Origin of the sequence: Streptomyces sp. ISL-99, assembly GCF_018614005.1 — a bacterium.
GTDB classification, from domain to species: Bacteria; Actinomycetota; Actinomycetes; order Streptomycetales; family Streptomycetaceae; genus Streptomyces; species Streptomyces flavidovirens.
Genome location: NZ_JAGGPC010000060.1, coordinates 1 through 25,887, shown reverse-complemented (window position 1 = coordinate 25,887; position 25,887 = coordinate 1). Strand labels below are relative to the sequence as shown.

Genomic DNA, 25,887 nt, shown 5'->3' with positions numbered 1-25,887 from the left:
CGCGTTTACGCAGGTCAAGGCCCTACGTCCGCCTGATCCAAAATCGGGCTCTACGCACTCTTCAATGGGTCCGGTCAGAGTCCAGCCCGCTGGTCTCCACTCCAGCCGCACAACGCACTTCCACAGGTCAACACTCGAGTGTCAGCAGCAAGTTGAAGAGATCGGCCGTGCTGTCACCCCAAGACGTTCCCTTCCCCGTGCCCGCGATCTGTCTGTTGTTCAGTAGGTGCTGTGGCTCGATGGTGCACTCGATTCGCATGGTCAGCTCGGACAGTGCAGGCAGTGCTGTGCTCTCGACAGCCGCGAGGGCCTGTATCGCGTTCGTCCAGAAGCCGGATTGGCGCCAGCGGGCCGAGTAGGTCCGCAGAGTCGCTGGTTCGCCAAAGAGCGCCGGGAGGTCGCTCCAGGGCGTGCCTGTGCGGACCTTGTACAGGATTCCTGTCATCACCAGCCGGGGGCTGACGCTCCGGGGCTTGTGGGTGATCATTGGCTCGACCGTTGCCCATCCCTCGTCGGTCAGCAGCGGGACTGGTAGCTGCCTCTCGGTGAACCATGCCGCCAGTGCGCACGGTTGCCCCTTACGTCCGCGTCGAGGGGGCTCCAGGAGGGACACCTTGGCGTCGATCGCGGCTAGGAACTTCTTCTGCTCTCCTAGCGGAATACGGTGCAGAGTCCGGCGTGCCATGGTCGCCAGCTCAATCAGCTGGGCGGATCTCACCTGTGCCGTCTCTGCTTCCCCTAGCTGGGCGGTCGTCCTTCTCCTGGACGCCAGCAGGACGTCGAGTTCCGCCTGCAGAGGTGCGATCGCCCGCTCCACTGCCTTCTCCGACTCCGCCAGAGACAGGTCACGCGCGGCGACATCCTTCGCGGCTACGCCGATGGCAATGGTGACTGCCCGCCTCTGGGTCCTGATCTGTCGGTCGAGTTCCGTCCTGCGTTCCTCGAGTCCGTCACGCTGACCGGCCGGCATCCCGGTCTGGTCACCCGCCGCGGCCTTGAGTCTGTCGGCGTCGCTGAAAGACGTCCTCACCTGTCGCCATGTCTGTTCTTCGACCGGGTCGGCGGCCAGGTAGGGGCACGAGCAGGTGGGCGCGCCGGCGTATGCCTCGCTCCGCCCTTGACACCTGTACGCCGGAACCCGGCCGATCGTTCCGCCACCGATGTAGCGCTTGCCACAAGGGCTGACGATCCGGCCGGTGAGGGGGTAGACACGAGCCTTCTGCGGCGTGCGGACCGGATACCTGCTGGCGGCCCTGACCTCCGCGACCTCGGCGCGGGTGAAGACAGGAGGCAGAGGAATGACCACAGGATCTCCGTTCACAGGCCGGCCGTCGTGATCCCGCTTCACCCCGCTTGAGCCCCTGAACGCCTGCCGCGCCTCCAACACAATCGGGCTGAGTACCTGTTGACGCAGACTCTGGCCAGCCCACGGCCGACCGTCCCGCTTCGCAGAGCCCTCAGCGTTCAGCGCAACCGCCGCCTCGCCCCAGTCACGCAGCGCAACGAACAACGACCGCCCTCGGCGCAGGGCGCACGCCTCATGCTTCGCCCCGCAGTCTCTGCTGTCGGGGCACTCGTCGAGGACCAGGCGGCCATCGACCACGCGGTACCCGTAGGGCACCTTGCCGCCGACGTATCCTCCGGCCTCAGCCTTCTCCTGGATCCCGCCCTGGGTGCGCTCTCGGATGATGTCCCGCTCGTCCTCGGCGTAGTCGGCATCCTTGCGCATCTTGCTCTCCCCTTCGGGAGTGCTGTTGTCGTAGTCCCGTTTGACCACGGCAACGAAGACGCCGATCTCCTGGAGTTCCCAGACCCACTTCCAAAAGGCGCGCCCGGTACGACCGATAGCACGACCTTCGTTGACGACGACGATGTCGAAGGGACGCGGCGCCTTCCGCGCATCCTCCATCAGCCGCCGCAGAGCCGGACGTTCATGGGCCTCCAGCGCCCCTGAGACGCCCTCATCTACGAAGGTTCCAACGTGTTCCCAGCCCTTTTGACCGATGTACGCGCCCGTCTTCTTGCCCGAGTACGCGATGCCGAAGCCCTTGGCCTGCTCCTCAGTGGACACGCGCAGGTAGTCCACAGCCCGCAGCGCCCTCCGGTCCAAACGCAGGCGGGCCGCCACAACAGCCGTTGCATGAGGGTTTTGCACGTCAGATCCGTTACCCCGATGGGTGCGTCACAAAAACCTCGGCAGGCGAGCAGATGGCAGGCCGTTCAAAGGGATCACAGAGAATCAACCAGCTGTTTCCGTTCGGTCGCTCGTGGTGTGAATTGGGCACATCACAGGAGGTCTGCGATGAACTCGCAGGATGTTTAGCGGTGTTGCTGCCGAATCTGGATGAACGGCAGCAGCGTTTGCTGACGTGGGCGGGTGGCGGTACCCGAAGTCTGCCGGACGTACTCTGAATCGATGTCACCGGGCAGAGCACGGTCCTCTCATTCCGACTCTGCCCGTTCCTTCATGAGAACAGCGCGAGCTGCTCGTCCTCAGGGGCTTGCGCGAGACCGGGATCCTGCGCGTATTCCGGATCCACGTCCACCAGTTCGGTGTCCGCCTCCTCAGTGATCAAACCCAGCGCCGCGACTACACGCTGCCCATCGACGGTGCTCTCCGCCTTGTCAGCAGCTGACTCCTCCGGAGAGGTCTCATCGGCCTCGTCCTCTCCCTCGGCGACCGTTGGCAGAACGTAGTGCTGAGCGAGGCTCGCCAGGTGCAGGGGTAGGGGCAGCGAGAGTGCGTCCAGGTAGTCGGGAGCCTGACGGAGCTGGTGCACGGCAAGGGCAAGGGCTTCGGGCGAGTCGCCGGCGTCCGGGTGGCAGCCCAGGACCGCGATTTCCACCAGCCCAGGGTTCCAGGCGGGGATGTGCGTGTCGATGGTGGGTTTGCCCTTGTTGGGGCCCTGACGCAGAGGGCGGGGAGCGATCTTGTCGGCCTCGACGGCGGAGTCCCGGAAGGTGCCCGCCTTGGGAGTGGTGCTGTAGAAGATCCGCCCCGAGGACCGGATCGCGTCTTCGTCTTCCGTCCACAGCCCCTGAGGCAGGCCGTTAACCTCGCCGGGAGCCGCGTTACCCCACCACTGGGGGGTCTCCCGACCCGCTGCGGTGCGTACGCGGACCAGCCGGAGGTCGGGGTCGAGCCCAACCGGCTGTGCGTGTCCGGTCTTGATCAGGTCTCGTTCGGTTTGGCCGTCCTGAAGCCACGGCCAGTGCAGCCGACTGTTCTGGGAATGGGTCAGCAGGACCGTCGGTCGGCCGCGGAGAGAGCGGATCATCTTTTGAAGGTAGCGGGCAGTGGCCTTGCGCTGCTGGTCCATGTTCTGGTGCCAGATACGGTACTTCGAACGCTGTCGGGGTACGAAGGCCGCAGCCTCGGAGTCCGGGGTGGCGTCGGCCTCAGCGGGTTCGATCACCTCAGGAATCTCGGCCGTCTTGACCAGGCCGAGGAGGAAGCGTGGGTAGGGAATCCAGCGTCCCGTCCGCTCGTCCCAGCCAGCGACCGCGGCCAGGCCGCTGCCTGGTGCGAGCGGTGTCACCATGACGGCCACCGGGGTGTGGCGGGGAAGCCGTGTGGGTCCGTCCTTGCGTCGCTTGACCATGTATGTGGCGACGTAGCGCAGGTCCGCGGGAAGCGCCTCGCCGAGCGTGTGCTCGGGCAGGACGCGCACGCCGTACTGGCGCAGGGCGTCCTCCCATCCTGAGTGGACCCGGTGCAAGAGGTTCTTCTCGGTGTTGTGCCCCTTGGCCTTCTTGGGGACGAGAGCGAACTGTGTGAGCACGCCCGCATCCGCGCAGCCCAGGCGGAGGGCGTACTTGGGGTCGTCCAGGCGGTGGGCGAAGTCCTGACGGCGGTCGATCTCTACGAGTGCGAAGCTAGGGCAGAGCGGGTCGGCGCCATCCTTGGTGAGGAACTCCTCGGCCGCCTTCCGCCGAGTGTTGATGCCCGTCTCCAGGGCCTTGCCCCTCGGGCGCGCTTTGGGGTCGATGCCCAGGGTGTCGGTGATGCCATCTGTGGTGCGCAGGCAGCGAAGGCGAAGGGTCAGTTCTGGGGACTTCCATTCGAGGACGACCGGGCTTCCGGGCGCAGCCAGCTCGTATGCCTCCTCGGCGTTGGCGGGCGCCGGTCGGCCGCCGTCACCGTCCAGCCCGAGGACATCGGCGACGGCCTCGATGGCCGCATCCCGGAAGGAGGGGCTCTGCCACAACAGTCGAGCCTCGACGACCGCCGCTTCTCCGCTCCCCTTAACCGCTTCAGCGAGGTCCTGGCCCTCGTTGATCCTGGCTGCCACCGCTAGTGCAGTCCGGCGAGCAAGGGCTTCACGTTCCGCTTCGGCGGCCTTCTCGGTCGCCTTGGGCTTGGGACGGGCGTTAGCGGGGGCGCTGGAGCCGGCGCTCGCCCGGCTGAGGGAGGGGACCCGGCGCATCTGCTCGGGCAGCGCTTGTTCGGCCCATTCGACGATCTGTGAACGCTGGTGCGACATGAGGCCGGTGCCGATGCCATGGGCACCCATGTGTGTGCTGTGGACGACCGAGGCTCGGGTGCCGTCCCCATGGCCGATCCATTCCTCGGGTTCGGTGAGCAGGCTGTCCGGGTCGGGGAAGGGGCGGTTGAGTGCCAGCCTGCCGAGGATCTGGGCGGGTCCGTTGTTCTTCCAGGTGTAGCCCTGGGTGCCACGATCCCAAGTCAGACGCGCCACCGCGTAGCGGTCGCTGGTGGGTGTGCCGGGCAGCCAGGGGATGCCCGGCAGCAGGTATACGGAGGTGTCGCGGCCGTACGGCAGCCGCAGCCGCTGCTTCTTCGCATCGAGGCGAGTCGCCCAGCGGCGCACTCCGGTGTGCAGGTGGAGACGTGGGCGAGGGTCGAGGGGGACGGAGTGCAGCGAAATGTTGATCACGATGGAGAACCACCACTCGCGCCCCTTGACCACGTGCGAGAGGGGCTGCGAGAGGAGCTCCGCCCCTTGTTGGCGCGGTCCTCGTGGCACGGCGCGGAAGTGCAGGCTGCCGGCGCTGTGCTCGTAGGGGCCGAGAGCGAGGATGCGCCGGGCCAGAGCATCGGTCGCGAGTTGGTACTGCCGGTCGCGCGGGGCTGCGGTTCCGCCGTCGGTCGTGGGGCAGCCGAGTAGGTCGACGGTGACGTCCTGCCACTGCGGCGGGCAGGCGCGCAGTGCCGTGTGCGTGTCCAGGACGGCGCGGTAGTGCTCGGGCTCGGCACGGATGTCCTGGAGCCAGGAGCCGTTCAGCCGGTCAAGGGTGTCTCCCGGCAGGGGGTGGGGGACGTCAAGCGGAGCGTAGAGCCAGAAGTCCTCGGCCTGCTGGAGCGGGTCGCGGGGGCGTCCCCGGACGATCAGTTCGGGGGCGAGGCTCTGTAGTACTCCGTTGAAGCGGGCGACGGGCGCGGTGCGGTAAGGGTCGGCTTCGGGGTCGCGTCCGAGGTTGCAGAGCTCCAGGATGCTCGAGTGCCACTGTTCGGGGAAGGGCAGCGCGCGGTATCGGGCGGTCCAGGGGGTGGCGTCGGGCTTGAGGAGGTAGGCGGCCCGGCTGGTGTCACGATATTTGGTGGCCATGGGACTCCACGGTCTCCTTCGGTTCTCGGGGGTCAGTTTCCGGCGCTCAGGCCGCACAGGGCGTCGTAGAGGGGGTGGTAGAGCGTGCGCACCAGGGCGGGGTCGGCGGGGTCGGGAAACGATTCGGGGGCGGTCTCGTAGTCGAAGTAGGGCGCGAGGACGTCACGGAGTTTGATGAGCAGACCGTCGTCGTTGCGCCTGCGTCCGCTCCGGGTCGCGGCGGCGGGCGGTGCCCCTGCCTCGGCAAGGGCGGGGGCGAAGGCTGCGTCGACGAACACGACGCGTGCGGGCACTCCGCCTCGCACCAGACGGCCGATGACCTGCCAGATGGTGACGAGTTGGTCCCAGGCGAAGGACGTCTTCTCTGCGTCGCTCAGCCGGGAGTAGATGTAACGCCGGGAGAGCAGGCGGCGCCATTCCTTCCGGGCGGCGAGCCGGAAGCCGAGCCCAGCGGCGTCCAGGTCCGCAGCGTCGGCTACGAGCTTGCCAAAGGTTCCCGCTTCGGGATCCGGTTGGTCGCGGACGAACCTGGTGACCCAGTCGTTGACGGCGAAGACGGCCAGAGAGAGGTCGTCGGGGCGCGGGTGGGGACGGGCGAGGAAGAGCACCGTCCCGAAGGCGGCCTTGTGGCTCTGGTTGAGGATGTTGTGACCGCGCTCGATCGCCATCAGTGGGGCAACCAGGACTTCGGCGTCCTCGTCCTTGGCGAAGGCTGCCAGGTCGCCTCGTCGTACGGCGGAGGCGCTGGTGAAGTCGTCCGTGGCCGAGTCACCGGGGCCGGTGTGGTCGAGCTCTGCCTTGTCGGAGGCCAGGACGCGGACTTTGCCACGCCAACGGGGCATGCGTTCAAGGAGGTCGGCGGCCGTCCTGGCGTCGTGGTAGCTACCGACCAGGAGCAATGCCCGCCGGCGTTCGCCGTCCTCGATCTGCCGGAGTTCCCGGTCCAAGAGCGATGTGCTGCCTGGGGCCGACTTCCCGAGTTGGGTGACCATCTGGGCCAGAACCCGTTCGCGGGTGTCGAGTTTGGCTCCGGAGAGGGTGAGCGGGGTTCCTTCGCCGTCGTAGAGGAACAGCGTGGTGAAGCGGGTCTGCCGGATGGAGTCGACGGCGGCCTGGTGGGGTTTGAGGATCGCCTTGACTGGAGCCATGACGTGTGCGCGGGTCGATGTACCGGCCCAGCTGGTGCCCGACATGAGCACCACGTGTGGTCCCGGTCGGCCCGCGGCGGGGTCGGCCCCCAGGGCGGGAAGGTTGAGCAGGAGTTCCCGGCCGACGCCGGCGCATCGGAAGAAGCGGAGGGTGCCGCTGCGGTGCTCGTCGCCTTCCGGCCCTCGCTCCGGGTCTTCGGGCAGGTACTGGAATCCGAGGACGTTACCCATGGGGGCTTCCGGCACGACCGGTGCGTAGTCCAGGGGCGGTCTGCGGGAGAGTTCGTTGTCGGCGGTGTCCAGGTGGAGGGCCGCCTCGGCCTGCGGCCACAGGAAAGTGACGCGTTCGAGGCGCTGATGCAGTGCGGCCAGTACCAGGGTGAACTCGAGGCGCCGTGTGGCCCGTTCCAGCCAGGGCTCGGTCCCCCAGGAATCCACGGGGTCCCGGTCGGGCTTCCCCGGCCCCGGTGCCTCTTGTTGCAGTGAACCGTCCATGATGGGCGACCCTGTGAGCAAGACATCGAGGACGGAGCGGACACGCTGGCTGGTCGCCGCCTGGTCGAGGTTGTGCAGGAGATCTCCGGCCCTGCGGATCAGGCTGTCGGTGAGTTCACCGTGCGGGCCGCGATCACCGAGTGGGTCGTCACGGAAGGCATCGAGGGCCTGGGTCACCTCGCTGCGGCGTGCGTCCCACGCTGCCGTGCCCGGGGTGCGCGGTGAGGCGAGACCGTCGGAGTCGCCGTCGGAGTCGTACACCTCAGTGTCGGAAGAGATCCCGTCTAGGACGGATCCATCGACGTGCGGCCGCGGGTACCACTCATTGATCAGTTTCTCCTGGAGGGTCCAGGCGCTGAAGTATTCGATGTCGGCCCACTCACGGAGGTCGTCCTCGGTGATCAGCCTGCGGTAAAGGCGGTTGGCGGCGATGTGCACGAGGTCTAGGGAGGCCGACCATCGTTCGACGTCGCGTGCCGAGAGGGGAAGTCGGCCCTGCCGGGCCAATTCATCGATCTTGTGAATGCCGAGCCGGTCGAGCCAGGATTCCGGGCCTCGCACGATCAGCGTCGCGGACGGGGCGAAGGCGGTGTCGAGCTGCATCTGTACGCGGTCCGCTTCGTCGACGATGACGATGTCGCTGCGTAGGCAGGCGAGTTCGAGGTGCCTCAGACGTTCCGCGTTGAGGTGGTTCGGGACGGCGCTCTGCAGCAAGCTGGCGGGGTTGGCCACCCAGATCAAGGCGTCGACCAGCTCTCGGTCGGTGGCGTGTCGGGGGCAGACGCTCCACACCGGACAGCCGTGGTCGGACCGGGAGGTCTCAGGCTCCGTTGCCCCTGCGCCTTCCTCTCTCTGCCGCGCGGATTCGTCGTGCCGGTACACGGGCATCGGGATGTTCTCGGCGGCGGTCGGACCGGGCTTCTTGACCGGGCGCAGTTCCGTGCAGGGGGCGTCGACATAGCGCAGGGGTTCGGCGGCTTCCAGTCCGCGCTGTGCGTCGAGGACGCACACCGTGCTCAGGTCGTCGAAGGCCGGATCGTCGTGCTGGAGAAGGGAGGCTTGACCGCGTGCGGCGAGTCGGCGGTGCAGCCGGGACGCGTGCTGCTCGCGGGTGGTGCCGCCAATGACGGGGGCGGCCTTCAGCCCCAGCTCCCGGAACTGGCCGACCAAGGTGAGCTGTTCGGCGACATCACCGACGACCAGAGTGGTACGCAATCCCTTGCGCGCAGCCCAGACGGCGATGAGATTCATCAGGGTGCTCTTCCCCGCACCCACCATGCCGACCAGGTGGAGCAGCTGGTCCAGGCGCAGTGTTGTCGTCTTCTCGAAGCGCAGCCCGTCGGTGGACAGGACATCGAGCTGCAGATCCGCCAGGCGTCGCACCCACTTCCCGGAGGGGAGACCACCAGCGGTCTCGGCCTCCTCCATCCAGCGTGCCGTTTCGGCGAGTTCGGCCAGTGGGATGTCCAGGGGCCGGCCGGCGGTGCCCGGGACCCGGCTCAGGTCGTGGCCGATCGCCGGAGGGAAGCACAACTGCTCGGGGATGGTCACGGAGGCCGGCCGGTGTCGCTCGGTGAACCGGGCCTGGCCCGCGGGGGCATGCGGCAGCAAGCGCTGGTCGAAGTCTGGAAGCCTGGACAGCGCACGATCGAACTTGCCGAAGCGGTCGCCTGCGACCGTCGGCTCGACCCGCCGCGCCGGCCCTCCCCCTTCGGGCAGTCGGTATCCACGGAGTCGTTCGGGTAGCTGGGCATATGTCTCCAGGCACTGGTGCCACATGCGTCGGCGGCGCAACTTCCACAGAAGGTGGCGCGCCACGTCCAGCTGGTCGCGCTGGGCCGGCGTGGTCACGAGGCCCGCGGCTACGGCGAAGGGGTAGCCGCCCAAGAGGGTGTAGACGCCTCGGGCGTCGCGGGACGGGTCGAGGGTTTCCATCAGGTAGAGGCCGAGCTCCACCTGGCAGAGCAGGGAGGGCTTCACATCCTGATGCTCTTGGGGCCAGACCGGCTCCAGGGCTTTAGCCAGTGGCTGGTACCACTCGCTGCTGTTACGCACGGGGCGATCCGTTCGTCGGTGTGGAGTCCATCAGGTGAGGGCCGCCTTCCCCTCGGAGCCGGGCGGAGGCGAGTGCGACGAGCCGGTCGTCGGTGAGCAGGAGCAGGCCCTCGGCCGTGGCAGGCCGGTTTCGCCGGTACGTGCCGAGGTAGTCGCGATGGGCTTCGGCCTGTTCTCGGGGGACCACCCAGCACGACTCGTCGTAGGGCGGCTCCGGTCGGACGGGTTTCGCAGCACGGCCGAGCAGACCCGGATGTTTCCAGTCCTTGACATCGATGGCCCAGACGTGCCCGTCGGGGAAGGTCACGCGCAAGTCGTAGGCGTCGAAGCCCGGCCAGAGCTGGACTTCAAGTCCGAGCGCGCTCAGCCTGGCCTCCAGTTCGGCCTCGGCGCGCCCGGGGCTGGTGACGAACTGCCTGAGCGGTCGCACGAGTTGCAGCAAGCCGGCAGCGTCCGCTCCGGCCAAGGTCCGCCCGTGCGGCGGCGCGCCCCGTCGGCGGCATCGATCCCGTTCGCACCACCACGATGCGCCGCCCGCGACCGGAGTGAGCAGGGTCAGACAGCGACCGCAGGTGACGTAGGCTCCTTCGTCTTCATAGGAGGCCGGGACCGCCGCGTAGCACTGGTCCAGGAGTTCTTGCACGGGGGCAAGGAACAGGTCGGTCTCAGTCTCGAACCGTTCGACTCCGGTGAGCACCGGGCGTTCCACCAGGAGCCTCCGGAATGCTACGTAGGACTCGGGCGACGACGCCTTGCGGCACAGGCGCATCGCCGTATGGATGACCTCCCGGTCGAATTGGGCGGCACCGGCGTCCTTGCCTCTGATCCACCACTCGTGGCACAGCTGGGTGGGGACCAGTGCCTCGGGGTCCACCAGGTAGTCATCCGGCCCGAAGGCATCCGGCGGCAGGTCGAGGGGCCAGTCCTCCAGGGGGCGGCTGTGGCACCAGAACAGCAGTTCTGGGAGGCTGCGGGGGATCTCCTCGACGCCTCTGAGGAGGCAGGCGAGGACGGTCCGGTCGAGGGCGCGCTGGGCTTCGGCCGGGTAGGGCAGCCTGAAGGAGGAGAGCGATCCGAGGTCGGCGAGCTGGATTACCGCGCCGGCCAGAGTACGGACGAGCCGTACGTCGGGGAAGTCGAACCAGTCGCCGCGCTGAGCTGCGTGGGCATCAGAGGCGGTGGTCATCGAGTCTCCTGCTCCGTCGTGGCGATATGTTCAATTCCCGGGTGACACCATTCGAGGGCTTCGCAGCTGCCGCAGTGCCGGCCTGGAGTGGTCGGGTAGTCCTGATCCCGGACCCAGGGCTGGGCAAGTTGCGCAATCACCTCTCTCGCCTCATCGACGGTCGCCGGGCGCGAAGGGTCCAGCTCCTCAAAGGTCACGTCGTCGGTGTGCAGCAGTTCGAGCTCCACCCTGGAGCGCACGACGTCACCGCCCAGGACCCCGGCGGCCAGCATTAATACGCCGAGTGCCAGCTGGGGGTAGCGCTTCAACAGCGGCTCCCCCTCGTAGAGGTACCCGCTCGCGGTCTTGGTCTCCCGCCAGATCCAGCCCCCGCGACGAGTGTGGAGCAGATCGGGGGTGGCTATCAGGACGAGATCGAGTTCGGGGTCGTAGCAGACCGCCTGGTACTGCACACGCACCTCTTCCTCTGCAGCAAGGCCGTCCAGCGGGCAGTAGAAGGCGTGCTGTTCGAGCATGGCGGCGCCGTCGAGTGCTTCCTGTCCGCTCAAGTGCAGGCCGCCCGCGCCCCAGGACGCCGGGTCCGCCGGACCGGAGAGCGCCTCACAGCTCCGGTAGGGCTTGCTGCCGTGCCGCTGGTTCAGGATGTCGTCAACTACGCGGCCGCGTCGCACTTCCGGGTTCTCGGGTTTCGAGGAGCGCAGTTTGAGCTGTCGGGTCACGTGGTATTTCGCCGGGCAGTCCCGGTAGGCGCGCAAATCGGTGACCGAGGCGCTGCGCCGGGGCCGCCGGGGTTTCGGTGGTGTGATCCGCAGCAGTTCCGGGGTGCGCGGGAGGGTGTCGCAGCCGGTCATCGCCTTGCAGTCGACGCAGCCGGATCCAGGGCGAGCCCCGGTGCCGTCGATGGCTTGGAGGAGCGCGGGCCACGCCTCCGCCGTAAAGTGCTGCCGCGCCTGCTGCCTGTTCCAGTCGAGCAGCTCCTTGCGCTTTCCATCTCCACAGCCGAATTCGATGACCCTGACCTGCGTGGGCAGGTTGGTGCGGAACGGCGGAAGCTTGTCGAAGGGGACTGGAGTGTGTCGCTTCCGCCAGCCCCCGCCCGCCGGACGCCCCCGGGCCGCGACGTACGCGGCTGCAGCTTTCTCCCCCTCAGGGCGATCGTCCTTGGCAGCGCCAAAGGTGAGCAGCCACAGATCCCTGGTGGAGCCGTCGACGGCCGCGTAGCGGCGTCCCCAGGCGGTCATCTCATAGGTGTCCGCGCCCCGGGCGTCGACCGGCCCGGGGTCCTTGCCAACCACCCAGGTGTCACGGACCGGGACGGTGAGCGTGAGGCCGGCTGCCTGGCGGGCGTGTTGGTCCGCCGCCCTGGCCTCCAGATAACGCCGGACCGCTTCGGCCGACCAGGACAGGAGCAGAGGGTGCGACGCGCGACGACGGTAGCGCCCGAACGTTCCCTTCGTGCGCCAGAGTTCTCCGATTACCCACTCCGGATCGTTACGCTCGTGTTCAATCAGGTCGAGCGCATCCATAAAGACCTTGAGAGTGAAGTCCTGAAATTTTTCGACGAGTTCGGGCGGTTCGGGATCTGCGATCAACATCGGGCGGGCGTCGCTGCTGCGCATCGTCGGGCAGTCTCGTGGGTCGAGCCGCGCAGCGCCGAGGTTCATACGTACCAACCTGGCGTCACCGCTGGTTCCGGCGGGGCGCGGCCAGTTACTCATGTGCTCCTCCAAGCGGTACGGCAGGGCGGCCCGACGCGACACCATCGAGAGCGGCTTGCCGCGTGCCGGGTGACTCCAGCATGACACATGACACCTGTGAACTCAGTCCATGCACGAAATCACTCTCGATCGCTTTACACTGGGCGCATCCGCCACGCAACGGTCCGGCGGAACCGAAAACCCATCACCGTCGCGCCTCTCTTCGTGACGGACGAGGGACGCTTCGGAGGCAAGGGGCGGCATGAAGAAGGACGACGTGCTGGGCGGCCGGTACAAGCTGCGCAAGCACCTGGGCAGTGGCGGCATGGCTGTGGTCTGGCAGGCGGAGGACCTGCGGGACGAGAGGCTGGTGGCCGTCAAGTGCCTGCGCACGAACAGCGATCTTCTGGACTCACTGGACGAAGACGAGGCACACGAGGAGCTGGGGCGGATGCGTGGCCGGTTCCGGCGCGAGGGCGCACTTCTCGGACGCATGCGCAACAGGAGCATTCCCGAGTTGTACGACCAGGGATCCCACGGCACCGAGCCCTACCTCGTCATGCGCTTCGTCGACGGCAAGCCCCTGCACCGCTTCCTGGACCAGTACACCCCCACCGTCGGCGTCGCCGCAGCCATCGGAGTCCAGATCGCCGAGGCGCTAGCCTGCGCCCATGACGTTCCGGTCGTGCACCGTGATCTCAAGCCGTACAACTTGATCATCGACGAGAGCGGTGTGGTCGTCCTCATCGACTTCGGCATCGCCAAGCCACTCTGGCCCGGCGTCACGGACTACACCCAGCACGGTTCCACTGTGGGCAGCAGGGGGTACGAGGCCCCGGAACAGATCCTGGAACGCCAGATCACCCCGAAGACCGACCTATACGCGCTGGGTTGCATCCTCTACCACCTGCTGACCGGCCACCCGCCATTCTCCGGGGACGGCCTGAAGCACCAGCACGTCAAGGACGCTCCGATCCCGCCGACCTGCCACGTCGGGCACATCCCGGCGGAGCTGGAAGCTCTGGTGCTGAAGTTGCTGGCGAAGGAGCCGGAGGACCGGCCGGTTGACGCCCGCGCGGTCGCGGAGGTGCTGCGGAAGTACGCGCCCCGCCCGGGTGACGCCGCGCCTTCCCCTCGGTTGGAGCCGGACCCTACGCGTCCGTTGCGCCTGCCGGCTGAGTACGACCTGCCCGCCGCGCCTGCGGCACCGGCGATCGTGACCAGGCCAAACAGGAGGCACCGCGCTTCCGGGTTCCTCAGCCGCAGGGTGTTTCAGGAACTCACGGCCGAGGCCGAGACCGAGATCGATGTCGGTGAGCCAGCGAGCGCGGTCGACAAACTGGTGGAGCTGCTGCCGGCCGCCCGCCGGGACTGGGGCGCCTTTGACCCAGGGGTCCGGGCGGCCCTCCGCGTGGCCGCGAACGGCATGCGCATTGCCGGGCGCTGCAAGGAGGCGATCGCGCTCTACGAGGATCTGGCCCTGCGGGCGGAGGGCAGCGTGAGCCCGAACGATTTGGCCGACTACCTGGAAGGCACGCTCGGCGCGGCGGAGTGCCGTATCCCGTTCGGTGACCTGCTCCCTGCGGCATCGGCGCTGGCCATGGCGCTTGAAGAGCTGCCCCGCGTCACCGGCCCTCGCGCCCAGGTGCTGGCAGAGCGATGCCACGACGTCGGTATCGAGCTCGACGAGCTGGGCTACGAGATGTAGGCGGACGATCTGGCGCGGGTGCCCCTCCGCACTCGCTTGGATGATGCGGGACCGGCAGGCTCACCGGGCGATCAGTGCAGCCTTCCCGCCGCGAGCCCGTCCCCGAGGCCCCGGACAAGGCCCTCACCCACCGCCGCAAGGGAGCGAAGTGACTCCTCCAGTGCAAGCAGTTCCCTGAAGGCCGCCGCGTAAGGCCGCTGTTCGGTGAGAGAAAGCTGGAGTACCTGCAATTTACGTACGTCGATGCGGGCCGAACTGGAGGTGTGTGAGCCGGCCTGCCGCGCGTTGGCCGGAGCTCGCAGGCAGCCCGCGAGAAACCAGGCGTCGAGCAGTTCGGGGTCCGGGTGCAGCGCGTACATCTGAGGCCCGAGCACCAGGGGCGTGTCCACCTGGACCCATACGCGATAGGCCCGTTCGACGCCCACCACGACAACGTCTCCGGGCTCGGCCACGGTGAGCGCGCCGGTTCTGGCACCCTTCTCCACCACGGCCCCGGCAAGCCAGCCGCCCGGCCCCCTTCCCTGTACCAGGTCGGGAATGCTCAGGACTGGCACTGCACCGTCCGGAAGTGCATCGCCGTGCAGGAGCTCGCCTGGAAGCGTCTGCCCCTGCCGCAGCTTGAGCGCGTGGGCGCGGTCCAGGTCCGAGACCATAACCGTGGATGCGGCATCGCCGCCCCCCGACAGGTCGATCGTGGTGAGGGTACGGGAATGACCGCGCACCTCGTCGAGCAAACCGTCCAGGCGCCCCCAGGAGTCATGGAGCTTTACCTGGGCCTCCATGGCCGTCTCCGGCACGTAGCGCGCGGGCGTGAGATCCGTCTGCTCGTCGAGCAGGTCCATCACGGGGACGGTGACGCACCCTTCAGGTAGCCGCTCCCCCGCTCCCGCCTGCTGACCCTCGGACCAGGAGTGGGCCTGTACAGCGTCGAGGACCTGACCGCTCAACCGTGGCCAGTCGATACCCTGAGCTCCCCGGACCGTGCCCTGCGAGGTCGCCGCGTCGAGCAGGAACAGCCGCTCACTCGGAGCCGTCCCGCCGTCGGAGGCGGGCGCCCGGAGAATCCACAACTGGAGTGAAACGCTATGCGGTTGCGCGGCTCCAGCTGGCAGCGCGACGACTCCCCGCAGCGCGCCCGTGCGCAGCAACGCCCCGCGGATGCGCCTGCCCGCACGCCGGGAGGCCACCGCCGGCGGCAACAGGAGTACGGCCACACCCCCAGGTGCCAGGCGAGCCAGTGCATGCTCGATCCAAGCCAGTTCGGGCTCTGTCCTCGGCGGCAGGCCGTAGACCCAGCGGGGGTCGGTGGCCAGTTCCTCATGACCCCAGTCGCGCGCGTTGAATGGGGGATTGCACAGGACGACGTCGGCCCGCACGACACCGTGCGGGTCTGCGCGGAGCGAGTCTCCCGCTCTGATCTCCGTGCCCACCCCTCCCACGCCTGCGCGGGCAAAGCCCAGCCGGACGGCTGCCAGCGCGGCAAGCACCGGGTCGAGTTCGGTCCCGAGGAGCGCCGGAGCCGTGGAGTTGGCCTTGGCCCCCCGCCCCTCCATGCCCTCACCGGCAGCCAGGAGCAGCCCACCAACGCCACATGCGGGGTCGAGGACGGTCGTCCGCGCATCCATGCCCCCCGAGCCTCCGGCCCCGACGGCCAGAGCAATGTCTGCCATCAGCCGAGCGAGTGGGGCCGGAGTGGTGCTGACCTGCCGCACATGGGCATCGAGCCAACGTGAAAGCAGGAAGTCGAAGGTCTCGCGGCCTCCTTCGTGGCGTGCGGCATCGACCGTCTCGTCCACCACACGGGCGGCCTCTTCTGGCAGGAAGGACTGTTCGGGCAGTGCCGGGTCCGCGCCTTCCGCGGCGAGAAGGCGGCGGCCGGCTTCCGCGAGTGCCGCACCCATGACCGCACGCTCCCCCAGCGCCTCGTAGTGCGGCCACAGCCGCTCACGCAGCCTGATCCCCTCGATCTTCCCATGGGCGTACAGCCATCGTTCGACATCGGCTAGGGAGAACTGCGGGCTGGTGTCCGTTCCGCCGACCGGCGTTGGGAACGAGTCGTGGCGGCGCCGCCAGTTACTTACCGCGGCTCGGCCAACACCCGCGATGCGTGCGATTCCCGCCAGGGTGACGGGCGCGACGATGGAGTCTGGCATGTGCTTCTCCGAGCGGGGGGCGATTTTCAGACGGATCGGCACGGGACGCCATCACCGTATCTCAGCCACTCTACACCAAGTCAATCATTGACTGAGTTCACAGGCATTTCGTCGATTCAGCGTTCTTCTGCTCCCGCCGCCCCTACACGGGCGGCCAGAAGCGCCGATCAGGGGAGGCATCGAGCACGGAACCGTCCTCGGCGAGCGCTACGCCTTTGAGAAGCCTCTGGCCCATGACCCCATGGGCAGGTCTGGCGCGGTCTCGGCCAGCATCTGCTGCGCCGGGTGCCCGCGAAGACCTCCGCCTCGGGTGCTCGACGATCCCGCCGGCCGCGCGGCTCAAGCTCCGGTTCGAGCGCGAGACGACAGCCGCCGCGGCGCTCGACCACGTCAACGCCGGCGTCGCACTCACAGAGTGGGGAAGCTCAGCCCGCCACAGCGAGGACCATCGGAAGGACCTGTTCGCTGCCTGCCTTGCGGAGCAGGCGGGCGGAGACTGCGACGGTCCAGCCGGAATCGGTGTAGTCGTCGACGAGCAGGACGGGGCCGGAGGAGCCAGCCAGGTCCTTCCCACCGCATCACCCACGCCACGTCCACCATGCCGACCCCACGCGGCCAGACACCCACCGGGCAACTCGCCTGGGGCTGAAGGCACCCGGAACTGGACGAGACCCTGGCGGCTTCGTCACCGCCGGAGTGAAGGCGAGGACGAAGGCCGGGGCTCAAGTATGGAAACCGACATCACGGCATCCCCTCCTAACAGCCATGAAGCTACTGATCTGTCTCCTTCGAGGCGAAGCTCGCCTTGCTCACGTTGACACAGAATCCCTCGATAGAGGGGTATACCCCTCTATCGCCCTTACTAGGGCGACTACGCGGACAAGACAGAAGCCATCACCGGATCCGGTGTTCGCGCACCGCGCTGAGCAGGAGTTCAGCCGACCGCTCCCATCAGGTACCCCAGCACACCCATCGCTAGATAGACAGATCGGACGCATTCGTGAACCCCAAAGTACAGACCAAAGTGTCAACGGCTACGCCGCACCCGAGCGATCAGCGCCTCCCAGCCGTGCCCGCTGACTACTGCTCACTCGTCTCCGTCAAGCCCCTGCGCATGGTGGCTGCCATCGGCAGCCTGCCCACCCGCCGGGAGGAGACGGGCGGCCGAATCCGGCTCGCCAACGGCGACCAGTCCAGTTTCATCCCTACGGCCGCCGTCCGCCGCGTCCTGGCGAAGTGCGGCGAGGGCGAGGTACCGGCATGACCCCCGCCACGATGACCGATCTCGTCCCCACCCCAGGCTGCGCCCTCCATGCCCTGGCCGCCGAGTACAACCTGCAACTCGTGGAGGACACCACCAGTCTCGACCAGTGCCTCCGCGACAAGTCCCACGCCCATTATCTGGCCCTGCGGGATGGTCGCCACCTCGTCGTCGTCCCGGCCGACCAAGACCCTGACATGCGCGTGAACGTAGTCCGCGGCCTCATCACCCACCTGGAGGGAGACGAGCCCCCGCCTGCCGAGCCCCGTCATTACCCGTGGTGCGTCCCATCCGCCTGCATCAGCCACCGCTACGACGACGGCGTGATCCTCACCGAGCACATCGGCGCCGAGCTCCGCCTGTCCATCCCCGCAGGCATGCGCGTGCACCGTGACGAGCTGCTGTCCGCACAACTCGGATCGGACGAGAACCTCGTCGACGAGAGGCCGAGCGTGTCCTTCAACTCCGGCGGGGACGGCGTCCTCCTGAACGCGGCCGAGTTTGACTCCGTGATCGACAATCTCGCCGACTTCCTGGACGGACTCCGAGCCATGCGCGCCGAGATGACCGCTCCGCGGGCGGAGGGGCCAGCATGACGACCGCCACCCAGAGCGCGGCCGTGGCCCGCGCACTCGCCGACATCGAGTACGCCAAGCAGAACTGCGATCCGGCCGTCGGCGAATGCCTCGACGCCGTCGGCGACCGAATCAAGGAGTCCGGCGACCCCGACGCCGTCTTCGACTGGATCTTGCAGATCATCGCCCGCGAGCGCTGCAAGGCCAAGTCATGACCGCCATAACGAGCGCTTCGGCAGCCGAGGATACCCTCGGCTGCCCGGGGGCCCAGCCCGCCTACGGCTACTGGGCGCGGGCCTTCCACGTCGTCGACCAAGCGCTACCGCTCACCGACGACCAGCGTGCACAGCTCCGGGCGATCCGTTGTTCGATGAGGCCATGACCTTGCTCGGCGCAGTGGGCCTGTCGGTGAACGCGGCCACCGAAGTCGCCTTCCGTGCCGAAACATAGACCTCGTCATGGGCGCCTATCGCACAGGTGAACTGAAGCCCATCACGTGACACTCCGACTCACGGGGCGAAGTCACCCGTGGCCTGGGCCTGGAACCTATGCAATGAACGAGCGCGCGTAACACAATCGCCGAAGTCCCGGGTCGCTCTTCGCTCTCTCACACGCAGGCACGCCCCATGTGGGCAGCGGTTCCCTCGCCGCCACGTGTTGTACGTAGCCCTGATCAGACCGAGGAACTGAAGCCCGATCTGGGGCGCTAAAGCCCTGGTCCGTAGGAACACAACTACGGCTGGAGGTGTTCGTAGGCTCCGCAAGAAGACAATCCACCGCGAGACATCACTCCTGTGGGCGAACCGGCGATACGCCGCCGGCGGCGCACTGCCTGGATCTGTAGCCTCACCACCGGTCGCTCACGGCCTGCTCTCTCGAGCACTGAACGGCAGCACCGACTGGGTACCGAGGAGAAGCCATGGTTGACTCTTCTACCAACAATCGACGGCTCCTCTTACCGGACAGGACGACGAGCGCTCCTTCGTTGCAGCAGCTCCCTGGCAAGGCCAGACCGCGCGATGAGGTGCTGCAGGAGTGCGAGGCGGAGACCGCCGAAATGCGCAAGCGCATCCCACGAGTGCTTTGGGTGTTCTCGGTACCGGACTTGACACGCGCCTTCCGCTGGCGTGTCCAGCTTGACTGCGGCTGCATCACTGAGGTCATCACTCGCGAAGACGGTGTTCCGCCGAACGAGATGCAGTGGGACGAACCCGTTCACAACTCGCGGCTTCCTCCGGGGCAGATGATCTGCTGGCACGACGATTCGCCGCCCGAGCCGTATCGCGACATCATCGAGTGGGGAGAGCGCAAGGAGGTGAACTTTCCCGCCGACCCTTTTGAGCCACCGGAATATATGGAACCCCACGTGTGGTCGGTGATCCGTCACGACGAGCCACATACGTCTGCATTCTGGACGGTGACACTGGCCTGTGGTCACGTCACCGAGGCCATCGCCCCGGAACTGGACTGGGTGCCCGCTTCTGGGCCTCATCGAGCAGCTCCGAAGAGGATGCAGCAAATGTCCGCCGAATTCGAGCACGTATGGCTCGAGAACCCGGAACTGCAGAGCGAGCGGGATCAGGAGCACACCAGACGAATGCTTGCAGACGGCTGGCCGACACCGCGGCCGGAGACACTCTGTTACACCTGTACTCAAGCCCGACTGATCTTGGCCTACGAACGAACCGGATGGCTCATTCCCCGGCAGCGAAAGCCGGAGAAGTCGGTGAGCATCGCACCTACGCCATAGCGGTCCACCTTGGAGCAGCGGCGGTTGCGAAAAGCCGAGGCCGAGGCAGAGCGTCTTCGAGTCGAGTTGGATCAGTTCGACGACGAGGCTATCCAGCAGCCTGCCACGAAGATGGACATCCTCCCGGGGCAGAACCCCTGACCTCGGGTGCCCGCCAAAGCGAATCAAGCCCACCTTCAGCCGGGGCGTTCTGGCTTGCTGCTGCCAGGCCGGTCAGCTTCGCTGTCTCTGCCGTGCCGCAGGGTCGCGGGTCGGCCGAGCGTCATTTACCCGGCTCCCAGACCCTGATTCTTGGCAGTTCTGGCGCAGCAGCGCCGGTCAGGCGAGGGCGGACAAGGGCAGAGGGGTCTCTGGATCGTCCGGGCTGGCCACGCACCACGGGGCGCCATCGAGCGTGATCGTAGGTCTGCCGTCGCTCTGGGGTGGTGCGGGGGAGAGTCGGACGCTCATCCACATGCTCGGCCCAGGGACGGGTAGGCCGAGGCCCGAGGCCCACTCGGCGTCGCGGGGGTGGATGCCGTTCAGAATGAGCACGCCCTGGTCGGCGAGCCTGCGCCGTGCTTCCCGTGCTCGCTTGATGCCGTCGGTCTGCATGGTCACGGCGGAGAGGTCCGCCGTGGTAATCGCGGTCAGTTGGGCCCGCAGAAACAGCTCCTCGGTGCGTGCCTGCGCTGAGCGCTTGGCAAAGATCGCGTCCACGGTGTCAGCAGGCAACCGGCGCAAGGCATGTTCGGGCAGCTGAAGGTGGCGGTAGATCCAGTGGATCGCCTCCCGGCCCCGCGCGCTCAGCCCGCGCTTCCCGTCTCGGTTGGCACCCGTGCGCATCAGTTCGGGCCGCACTCGCAACAGGCCGAGGCTCCACAGGCCGTTTGCGTCGTCGGCGCTCACGACAAGGCACAGGCCGTCCTGAAGTTCGGGCGGGAACATCCAGTTGCTGCCCAAGGTGAACTTCATGTCGACTTCGTGCCCGGCCACCATGAAGTCAAGGTGCAGCCCATCGGCGAGGCCCAACTCACGCTGCATGCGCTGGCACACGGCGGTGCCGAAGACGGTCTTCTCGGCCTTGGTGAGCTGAGACCAGAGGTAGCGGCCGGTGTGCGCAGGGTCGAGCAGGTGCCGGCCCGCGCCATCGATCACGGACCCCATGCGGCTGCCGTCCCGGTCCAGGCGCAGCATCTCAGCGAGGACCTCAGCCAGTTCGGGATCCTCCTCCACAGCCCGGACGGGATCCCGCGCCGGCCGATCCGACAAGGCCACCGCCCCCGGCTGCTCACCCCGCTCGCCGGGTGAAACGGTTGCGTCCGGCACCGCCCGACCGGTCCCGCGGGCGCGGGTGTCGGCCAGGGTGGCATGGTCGACAGAGTCGGTACGGGTCGTCGGCCACTCACGAGGTCGAGCGGAGTGAGGGCCTGCGGAGCCAGCATGGGCGGCGAGCGGATCCTCGGCCGGGCGCCGTTGCGCGGTACGTGCGGCTTGCCGGGTCTGGTCCCGTTCGACCTCGGCGGCCGCGAGGCGGGCCCGCAGCCCGGAGGGATCGGTCCCGGAGTCGACGTCGGCCGGGGTCCCGGGGACGGGGGCCGGTGTGCCTCCGGCCGCAGTGGTCCCCACAGATCTGAGCGCCAGCAACATGGTCACCAGCGCGCGTGAACGGGCGGCTTCCCTCTCCGCCTCGGCAGCAGTCTGGAGCGCGGCGGCAAGCTGGACCTGGACGTCAATCAACTCCCGCTGGACCCGGACCACTTCTGCCATGGAGTCGCCGTCGTCCGAGGCCGTCACAAGCCGCGGCGGCACCGGCTCGGCATCCTTCGACCAGGCTTGGTGCAGCAGGGCGACGGCCCGTTCCCTAAGTGCGTCGGCACGCCGCTCGTCGGGGACGCAGATCCTGACGATGGCCTCGACCAGACGGCGCTCGTTCTTCAGCCCGACGCCATTCAGTTTGCGGTAAAGCGTGGACCTTGCGGGCAGTCGGCCTTCCAACTGTCTGCTGGTCTTGAGTAGTTCGTGGACGTCCTCAACGGAGAGCCGCGCCTGTCTGCGTACGTCCCGCAGGAGCAACACCAGTGCGTCCACGGCTTCCGAACCCGACGACGGAGGTGCGGCGGGCCGTCCGCCACCTTGAGGTGGGGAAGCCATTCCTCTCTCATTTCTCTCGATAGGGAGCTCATTTTCTCAGATAGAACTGAGAGAAGCTAGGTCGTGGGGACGTCAGGAGGGAAGCTGATCGCCACAGCCCGCACCGAGAGGATTTCGTACCCATGCGCCGTCCGTCACCGCTCCGCCGCTCCCCCGTACTGGATCTCATCGCGTTTGTCATGGTGCTCGTGACAGGGATCACGCTGGTGGCCATGGGGTTGTCACCGGAGTCTCTCGCCGCTGTGAGCATCGCCCTGGCGGGCCTGTACTCGGCGTGGCGCACAGGTCGGCCGCCCGCCGCCCCGCCCGCCGAGAGGGACGCAGGCCAAGGAGTGCCTCGCCCTGGAGAGGGGCGCGGAGGGGAGGCCGGAGCACGTCGAGGGCGGAGCCCTCGATAGGGCGGACACCAGCTGCTGGTGCACGCCGTGTTCTTCGGCCGTGGCTACGCGGAACAGGCCCTGAAAACGGCTCGGGCGGCGCTCGCGCGGTGAGCGCGGGCACCGCCCCGGAGCGACGTCGAGGGCGAGGAAAGCGAAAGAACTTGTTTTCAGAAAAGGAATTGAGAAGGAAGCCCCTTCATGGCCTCGCCGTGGGCAACGCTAGCACTCAGCCCGGGATCAAGTCGCGTAGATTTGCGAGGGTGATGACCCGGGAGTCCGGGTGCAGCCCCTCGGGACGTTCGAGGCCGATGTACATCACGGGCCCGCCTGGGACCGGCTCGCCGTCCCACAGGTCCACGACCGTGGTGTCGCGGGACATCAGGTCGATCAGGTACCCCACGGTCAGCTGCTCGCGCTCCACGAGGGCGCGCACCACCTTCGACACCGATACCTGGTTCTCCTCGACCCGGTTGGCCGACGAGATGCCCTTCAGATACAGGTGCAGCCACTTCGCACGCCACCGGCCGTCGTCCCCGTGCCGGAACACCAGCGGCAGCGCCACCCGGCCCACTCCGCGCAGCTCCGACTTCATCCGCACCATGCGCGGCTCGAACGGCCGTCCCTTCTGCTCACCGTCGCGCAGCATGAAGCCGAAGAAGGACTCCTCGACTTCCTCGAAGCTTTCGCCGGCGTAGATGTTGACCTGCGGCACGATGAATGTGCTGCGCACCCGGTCCAGGGACAGGTTGATGAACTCCGACGCCCCATCGGGCGCCTCGGTGATGTCGCCCGAGTGCTCGCCCCCGACTGCCTTGAGGGACGTGTAGGAGAGCCAGGAGTCGGTGCTGTAGTCGGAGTGGAGAAGCAGCGCTGAGAGGTCATAGTCTGTCCGGTCCTCGGCCTCCTTCCAGTACACGAAAAAGCGCAGTTGTTCGCCGTCGACCGCCGAGACCGACCCTCGCGGCAGTACGCCGAGCCCGGACGTGGTCGCCCTGCCGCTGAGCGGGAGCGCCACGTCCAGGACGTCGGGGGCGATCAGCAGCCGGTCCGGCGCCGGGAGCCGACGGCGCATCTCGGCGTCAAGGGCGGCGATCAGACGGTCGCGGTCGGCAGCCGGTACCGGCTGCCGGACGTCGGGGGTCACCCAGGCGCGGCCCCGGCGGTTGACGAAGATGCGGGGTTCGTCGGTCTCCCGCTCCCGGTTGTGGAGGTGCTCGCGCACCGAGAGCACGACCCGGCCCGAGACGTCGGGAGCGACCTGCACCGCGGCGGCCACCACCGCGTCCCGTTCCTCCTGGTCCGCAGCGATGCGCAGCAGGAGGTCCAGGGCGCGGAACAGCTTGCCGGGAGCCGACTTCAGCACCTGCACCGCACCGAGGACGTCGAACTCGTCGAGCAGCTTCTCGACACGGCTGTCGAAGGAGCGCGCCTCCTTCTCGCCCCGCGCGACGGCGAAGACATCGGCGGCGTGCGGCCAGCGCGGGTGCTCGTGCGGGTGGAGACGCTCGCCGAGCCGCTTGAAGGGCTCACGATGCGCGTGCACATCGGCGAGCTTGGCAGGGTTCGGCGCGACCACGGCGTCGAGACCCGCGAGCAGCGCACGGCGGACCGGCCGTGACAGCGCCCGGAACCGGGTCGGCTCACGGAGCGTCACGTCGCCGCCCGACAGTGCGCAGGCCAGCCGCAGCACGTCGGTGACGGTGTCGAGGAGGAGGTCCGCGCCGACGCCGAGACGGGCCTCGTTGACGACCGCCCGGTTCTCCCGTACCGGGATCGACTCCGGCTGGGGGCCGAGCGCGCACCGCTCGGCGAGCGCCTTGAGATCGCGCAGGTCGTCCTCGCCCAGCGGGGTCGTGCTGCCCGCCAAGGCCAGATACAGGTCCGTGAGTTCGTCGTCCAGGTCCCGCCCGAGGTGCAGGACGGTCACCCGGTCACCCGCCGAGGCGATCAGCTCGTCCTGCGCCGCGAGCATCTCCTCGTAAGTGTGCTGGTACCGGCCGTACGTGGGAAGGCTGAGCAGGTCCAGCACCCCGTGCGCCAGCTGCGTCAGCACGTTCTCGCGCGACTTGTCGTCGCCAAGTGCCTTCGCCACGCACCGCATCCAGAACTCTTCCGTGTCCGGCACGTTCGCCGGGAAGTCGATGAAGTACGAGTTGTGCCGGACGTGGTCGCCCACCATCTCGCTCACGGTGCGCAGCGTCCGCTTGGCGATGTGCACGACCGCCGCCTCGGTCAGCCCCGACAGCCGCTCAAGCAGCTCCGCCGAGAGCTTGAAGCCCACGGATGTCAGCGTCGCGTCGAACTGCCGTGCGGCGGTGGCTCCTTCCCCGGCGGAGCCCTTGGGGGAGGAGAGGCGGTGGGTGTGTCGGATGACCAGCGATTCGAGACTGTGCGCCATTCGGGGATGATCGCAGAGGTGTGCGAGCCAGCGCACAGGAGTTTTTTGTACGCACTCCGACGCCGTGATTGACACCTGCCACCCGCGACCGAGCTGCAGCCCTCATACCTCGGCTGGCTGATGTTCTCTGACCGGACTCCGGCGGCCTGTCGCCCTGACAAGCCGTGCACCGTCGTTCCTGTTGCAACGTCGCGTGGACATCTAGCAGTCTCCAGTCGCAACCGATTGAGAAGGGGTTGTGGCCGGTGCTCTGCCCTGGCCGTCCTTGATTGGCGCGTTTACTCAGACCAGGGCTCCAGCTCTGCCGGAACCTGAACGCCCTCCCCATGCCGTGGTCCGGAAGCGGCGAGGTACTGAGACTCCCGCGCTGCTCGCTGTTCAGCAGCTTCAGTGGATCGATGGAGCACCCGATGCGGGTTTCCAGCTCAGGCAACGCAGGTAGTGGTGTGCCCTCGGCATCCACGAGGGATCGCATGGCGTTCTCCCAGAAGCCGGACTCGCGCCAGCGGGCCGCATAGGTCTGCAACGTCGACGGACAGCCGAACAGATCGGGGAGAGCGCTCCAGGATGTGCCGGTGCGGGCCTTATAAAGGATTCCGGTCATCACCAAGCGCGGACTGACTCCTCGCGGTCGGTGGGTGATCGTCGGCTCGATCATCGCCCAGCTTTCGTCGGTCAGCAGAGGGACCTTCAGTCGTCTGTCGGTGAACCGCCGCAGCCAGTGCGCACCGCTGCCCCTTGCGCCCCTGCTGCGGCGGTTCAAGGAACGTCACCTCAACCTCGAGTGTGGCCATGAGCTCTTTCTGACGCTCCAGCGGAAGGTCGTTCCACATCCGTCGGGTCGTTGCCGCAAGCTCGACCAGTTGCGCGGACTGCTCTCGTGCCGCATCCGATGCCGCCAGCCGGGTTCGCAGCTCCCTCCGGGCATCGAGCAGCACGCCGAGTTCGGTCTGCAGCGGCGCAATCTGGCGCTCCACCGCCTTCTCCGATTCCTCCAGGCCCAGATCGCGCGCGGCGACTTCCTTCGCGGCCACACCGAGGGCGATGGCGAGGGCCTGCCTGTTGATCCTGATCTGCCGGTCGAGTTCCCCCCTGCGCTCCCCCGAGCCGTCACGCCGGGCTGCTGGTGACTCGCTCTGGCAGCCGGCCATAGCCTTGAGACGGTCGGCGTCGCCTAGAAGGCTCGTGAAGATCTTGGGTTCTGGCCCCGCCGCGTGCGCGGTGGGGCCAGACTCTTTCTCGTGGTGATGGGGGAATGGGCCGGGGAGACGGTCGGGCCGGATGTGTGGGAAACCTGCCGGGAGTTGATCCCGGCAGGGAGTGTGTTCGCGTTCTTGGCCGAGCATCGCGGTGCGCTGTTCCCGGTGGAGATGTTCGC

15 protein-coding genes and 1 pseudogene are annotated in these 25,887 nt (G+C 67.7%); 6 read left to right on the top strand and 10 right to left on the bottom strand.

Annotation, left to right across the window (positions count from 1 at the left end):
- Window positions 1-127: 127 nt before the first annotated feature.
- The 5 genes from J7E91_RS30115 to J7E91_RS30095 all read right to left on the bottom strand — a co-directional run bounded on the left by J7E91_RS30115 (window position 128) and on the right by J7E91_RS30095 (window position 12,073).
- On the bottom strand, window positions 128-2,086 hold the full coding sequence (locus tag J7E91_RS30115) for a recombinase family protein (protein ID WP_214909930.1): 1,959 nt from the start codon (window positions 2,084-2,086) through the stop codon (window positions 128-130).
- A gap of 379 nt (window positions 2,087-2,465) precedes the next feature.
- A complete protein-coding gene (locus J7E91_RS30110) occupies window positions 2,466-5,570 on the bottom strand; it encodes a pPIWI_RE module domain-containing protein (protein ID WP_214909928.1) in 3,105 nt (1,034 codons plus the stop codon).
- A gap of 32 nt (window positions 5,571-5,602) precedes the next feature.
- The gene (locus J7E91_RS30105; RefSeq protein WP_308377504.1) at window positions 5,603-9,193 is read right to left on the bottom strand and encodes a hypothetical protein; all 3,591 of its coding nucleotides are present in this window, start codon (window positions 9,191-9,193) and stop codon (window positions 5,603-5,605) included.
- A 67-nt stretch (window positions 9,194-9,260) separates the two neighbouring features.
- Complete coding sequence (locus J7E91_RS30100) at window positions 9,261-10,454, bottom strand: hypothetical protein (protein WP_214909924.1); 1,194 nt, start codon at window positions 10,452-10,454, stop codon at window positions 9,261-9,263.
- Entirely contained in the window at window positions 10,451-12,073 is a 1,623-nt protein-coding gene (locus J7E91_RS30095; RefSeq protein ID WP_214909922.1) for a PD-(D/E)XK nuclease family protein, read from the bottom strand. The genes J7E91_RS30100 and J7E91_RS30095 overlap by 4 nt, the downstream gene beginning before the upstream one ends.
- A gap of 340 nt (window positions 12,074-12,413) precedes the next feature.
- On the opposite strand from J7E91_RS30095, the gene J7E91_RS30090 reads away from it, so the two are divergent.
- Window positions 12,414-13,859, top strand: coding sequence for a serine/threonine-protein kinase (locus tag J7E91_RS30090; RefSeq protein WP_214909920.1), 1,446 nt, complete (start codon window positions 12,414-12,416; stop codon window positions 13,857-13,859).
- A 71-nt stretch (window positions 13,860-13,930) separates the two neighbouring features.
- Here J7E91_RS30090 and J7E91_RS30085 read toward each other — a convergent pair whose 3' ends face one another.
- Complete coding sequence (locus J7E91_RS30085) at window positions 13,931-16,054, bottom strand: N-6 DNA methylase (protein ID WP_308377503.1); 2,124 nt, start codon at window positions 16,052-16,054, stop codon at window positions 13,931-13,933.
- A gap of 1,027 nt (window positions 16,055-17,081) precedes the next feature.
- Between J7E91_RS30085 and J7E91_RS30080 the strand changes: the two genes are divergently transcribed.
- The 4 genes from J7E91_RS30080 to J7E91_RS30065 all read left to right on the top strand — a co-directional run bounded on the left by J7E91_RS30080 (window position 17,082) and on the right by J7E91_RS30065 (window position 19,598).
- Window positions 17,082-17,276 carry a hypothetical protein gene (locus J7E91_RS30080; RefSeq protein ID WP_214909918.1) on the top strand — a complete coding sequence of 65 codons (195 nt, stop codon included), beginning with the start codon at window positions 17,082-17,084 and terminating at the stop codon, window positions 17,274-17,276.
- Window positions 17,273-17,869 (top strand): hypothetical protein, encoded by a 597-nt coding sequence (locus J7E91_RS30075; RefSeq protein ID WP_214909917.1) that lies wholly within the window; start codon window positions 17,273-17,275, stop codon window positions 17,867-17,869. Before J7E91_RS30080 ends, J7E91_RS30075 begins: the two co-directional genes overlap by 4 nt.
- Window positions 17,866-18,063, top strand: coding sequence for a hypothetical protein (locus tag J7E91_RS30070; RefSeq protein ID WP_214909916.1), 198 nt, complete (start codon window positions 17,866-17,868; stop codon window positions 18,061-18,063). The genes J7E91_RS30075 and J7E91_RS30070 overlap by 4 nt, the downstream gene beginning before the upstream one ends.
- A 704-nt stretch (window positions 18,064-18,767) precedes the next feature.
- Window positions 18,768-19,598 (top strand): hypothetical protein, encoded by an 831-nt coding sequence (locus J7E91_RS30065; protein ID WP_214909915.1) that lies wholly within the window; start codon window positions 18,768-18,770, stop codon window positions 19,596-19,598.
- A 318-nt stretch (window positions 19,599-19,916) separates the two neighbouring features.
- Here J7E91_RS30065 and J7E91_RS37425 read toward each other — a convergent pair whose 3' ends face one another.
- Window positions 19,917-20,774, bottom strand: a complete 858-nt coding sequence (locus J7E91_RS37425; RefSeq protein WP_374224803.1) for a NaeI family type II restriction endonuclease — start codon at window positions 20,772-20,774, stop codon at window positions 19,917-19,919.
- 1,355 nt (window positions 20,775-22,129) lie between these two features.
- Between J7E91_RS37425 and J7E91_RS36360 the strand changes: the two are divergent.
- Window positions 22,130-22,222, top strand: a pseudogene (locus J7E91_RS36360) (fructosamine kinase); the annotation flags it as partial.
- 115 nt (window positions 22,223-22,337) lie between these two features.
- Here the strand turns inward: J7E91_RS36360 and J7E91_RS30055 are convergent.
- The 3 genes from J7E91_RS30055 to J7E91_RS30050 form a co-directional block, all read right to left on the bottom strand.
- Entirely contained in the window at window positions 22,338-24,392 is a 2,055-nt protein-coding gene (locus J7E91_RS30055) for a hypothetical protein (protein WP_374224802.1), read from the bottom strand.
- Window positions 24,361-25,167 carry a transposase gene (locus J7E91_RS37420; RefSeq protein ID WP_374224801.1) on the bottom strand — a complete coding sequence of 269 codons (807 nt, stop codon included), beginning with the start codon at window positions 25,165-25,167 and terminating at the stop codon, window positions 24,361-24,363. Before J7E91_RS37420 ends, J7E91_RS30055 begins: the two co-directional genes overlap by 32 nt.
- Window positions 25,094-25,887 (bottom strand): hypothetical protein (locus tag J7E91_RS30050; protein WP_214909908.1); only part of this gene is annotated, 794 nt, incomplete at its 5' end. The genes J7E91_RS37420 and J7E91_RS30050, both read right to left, overlap by 74 nt.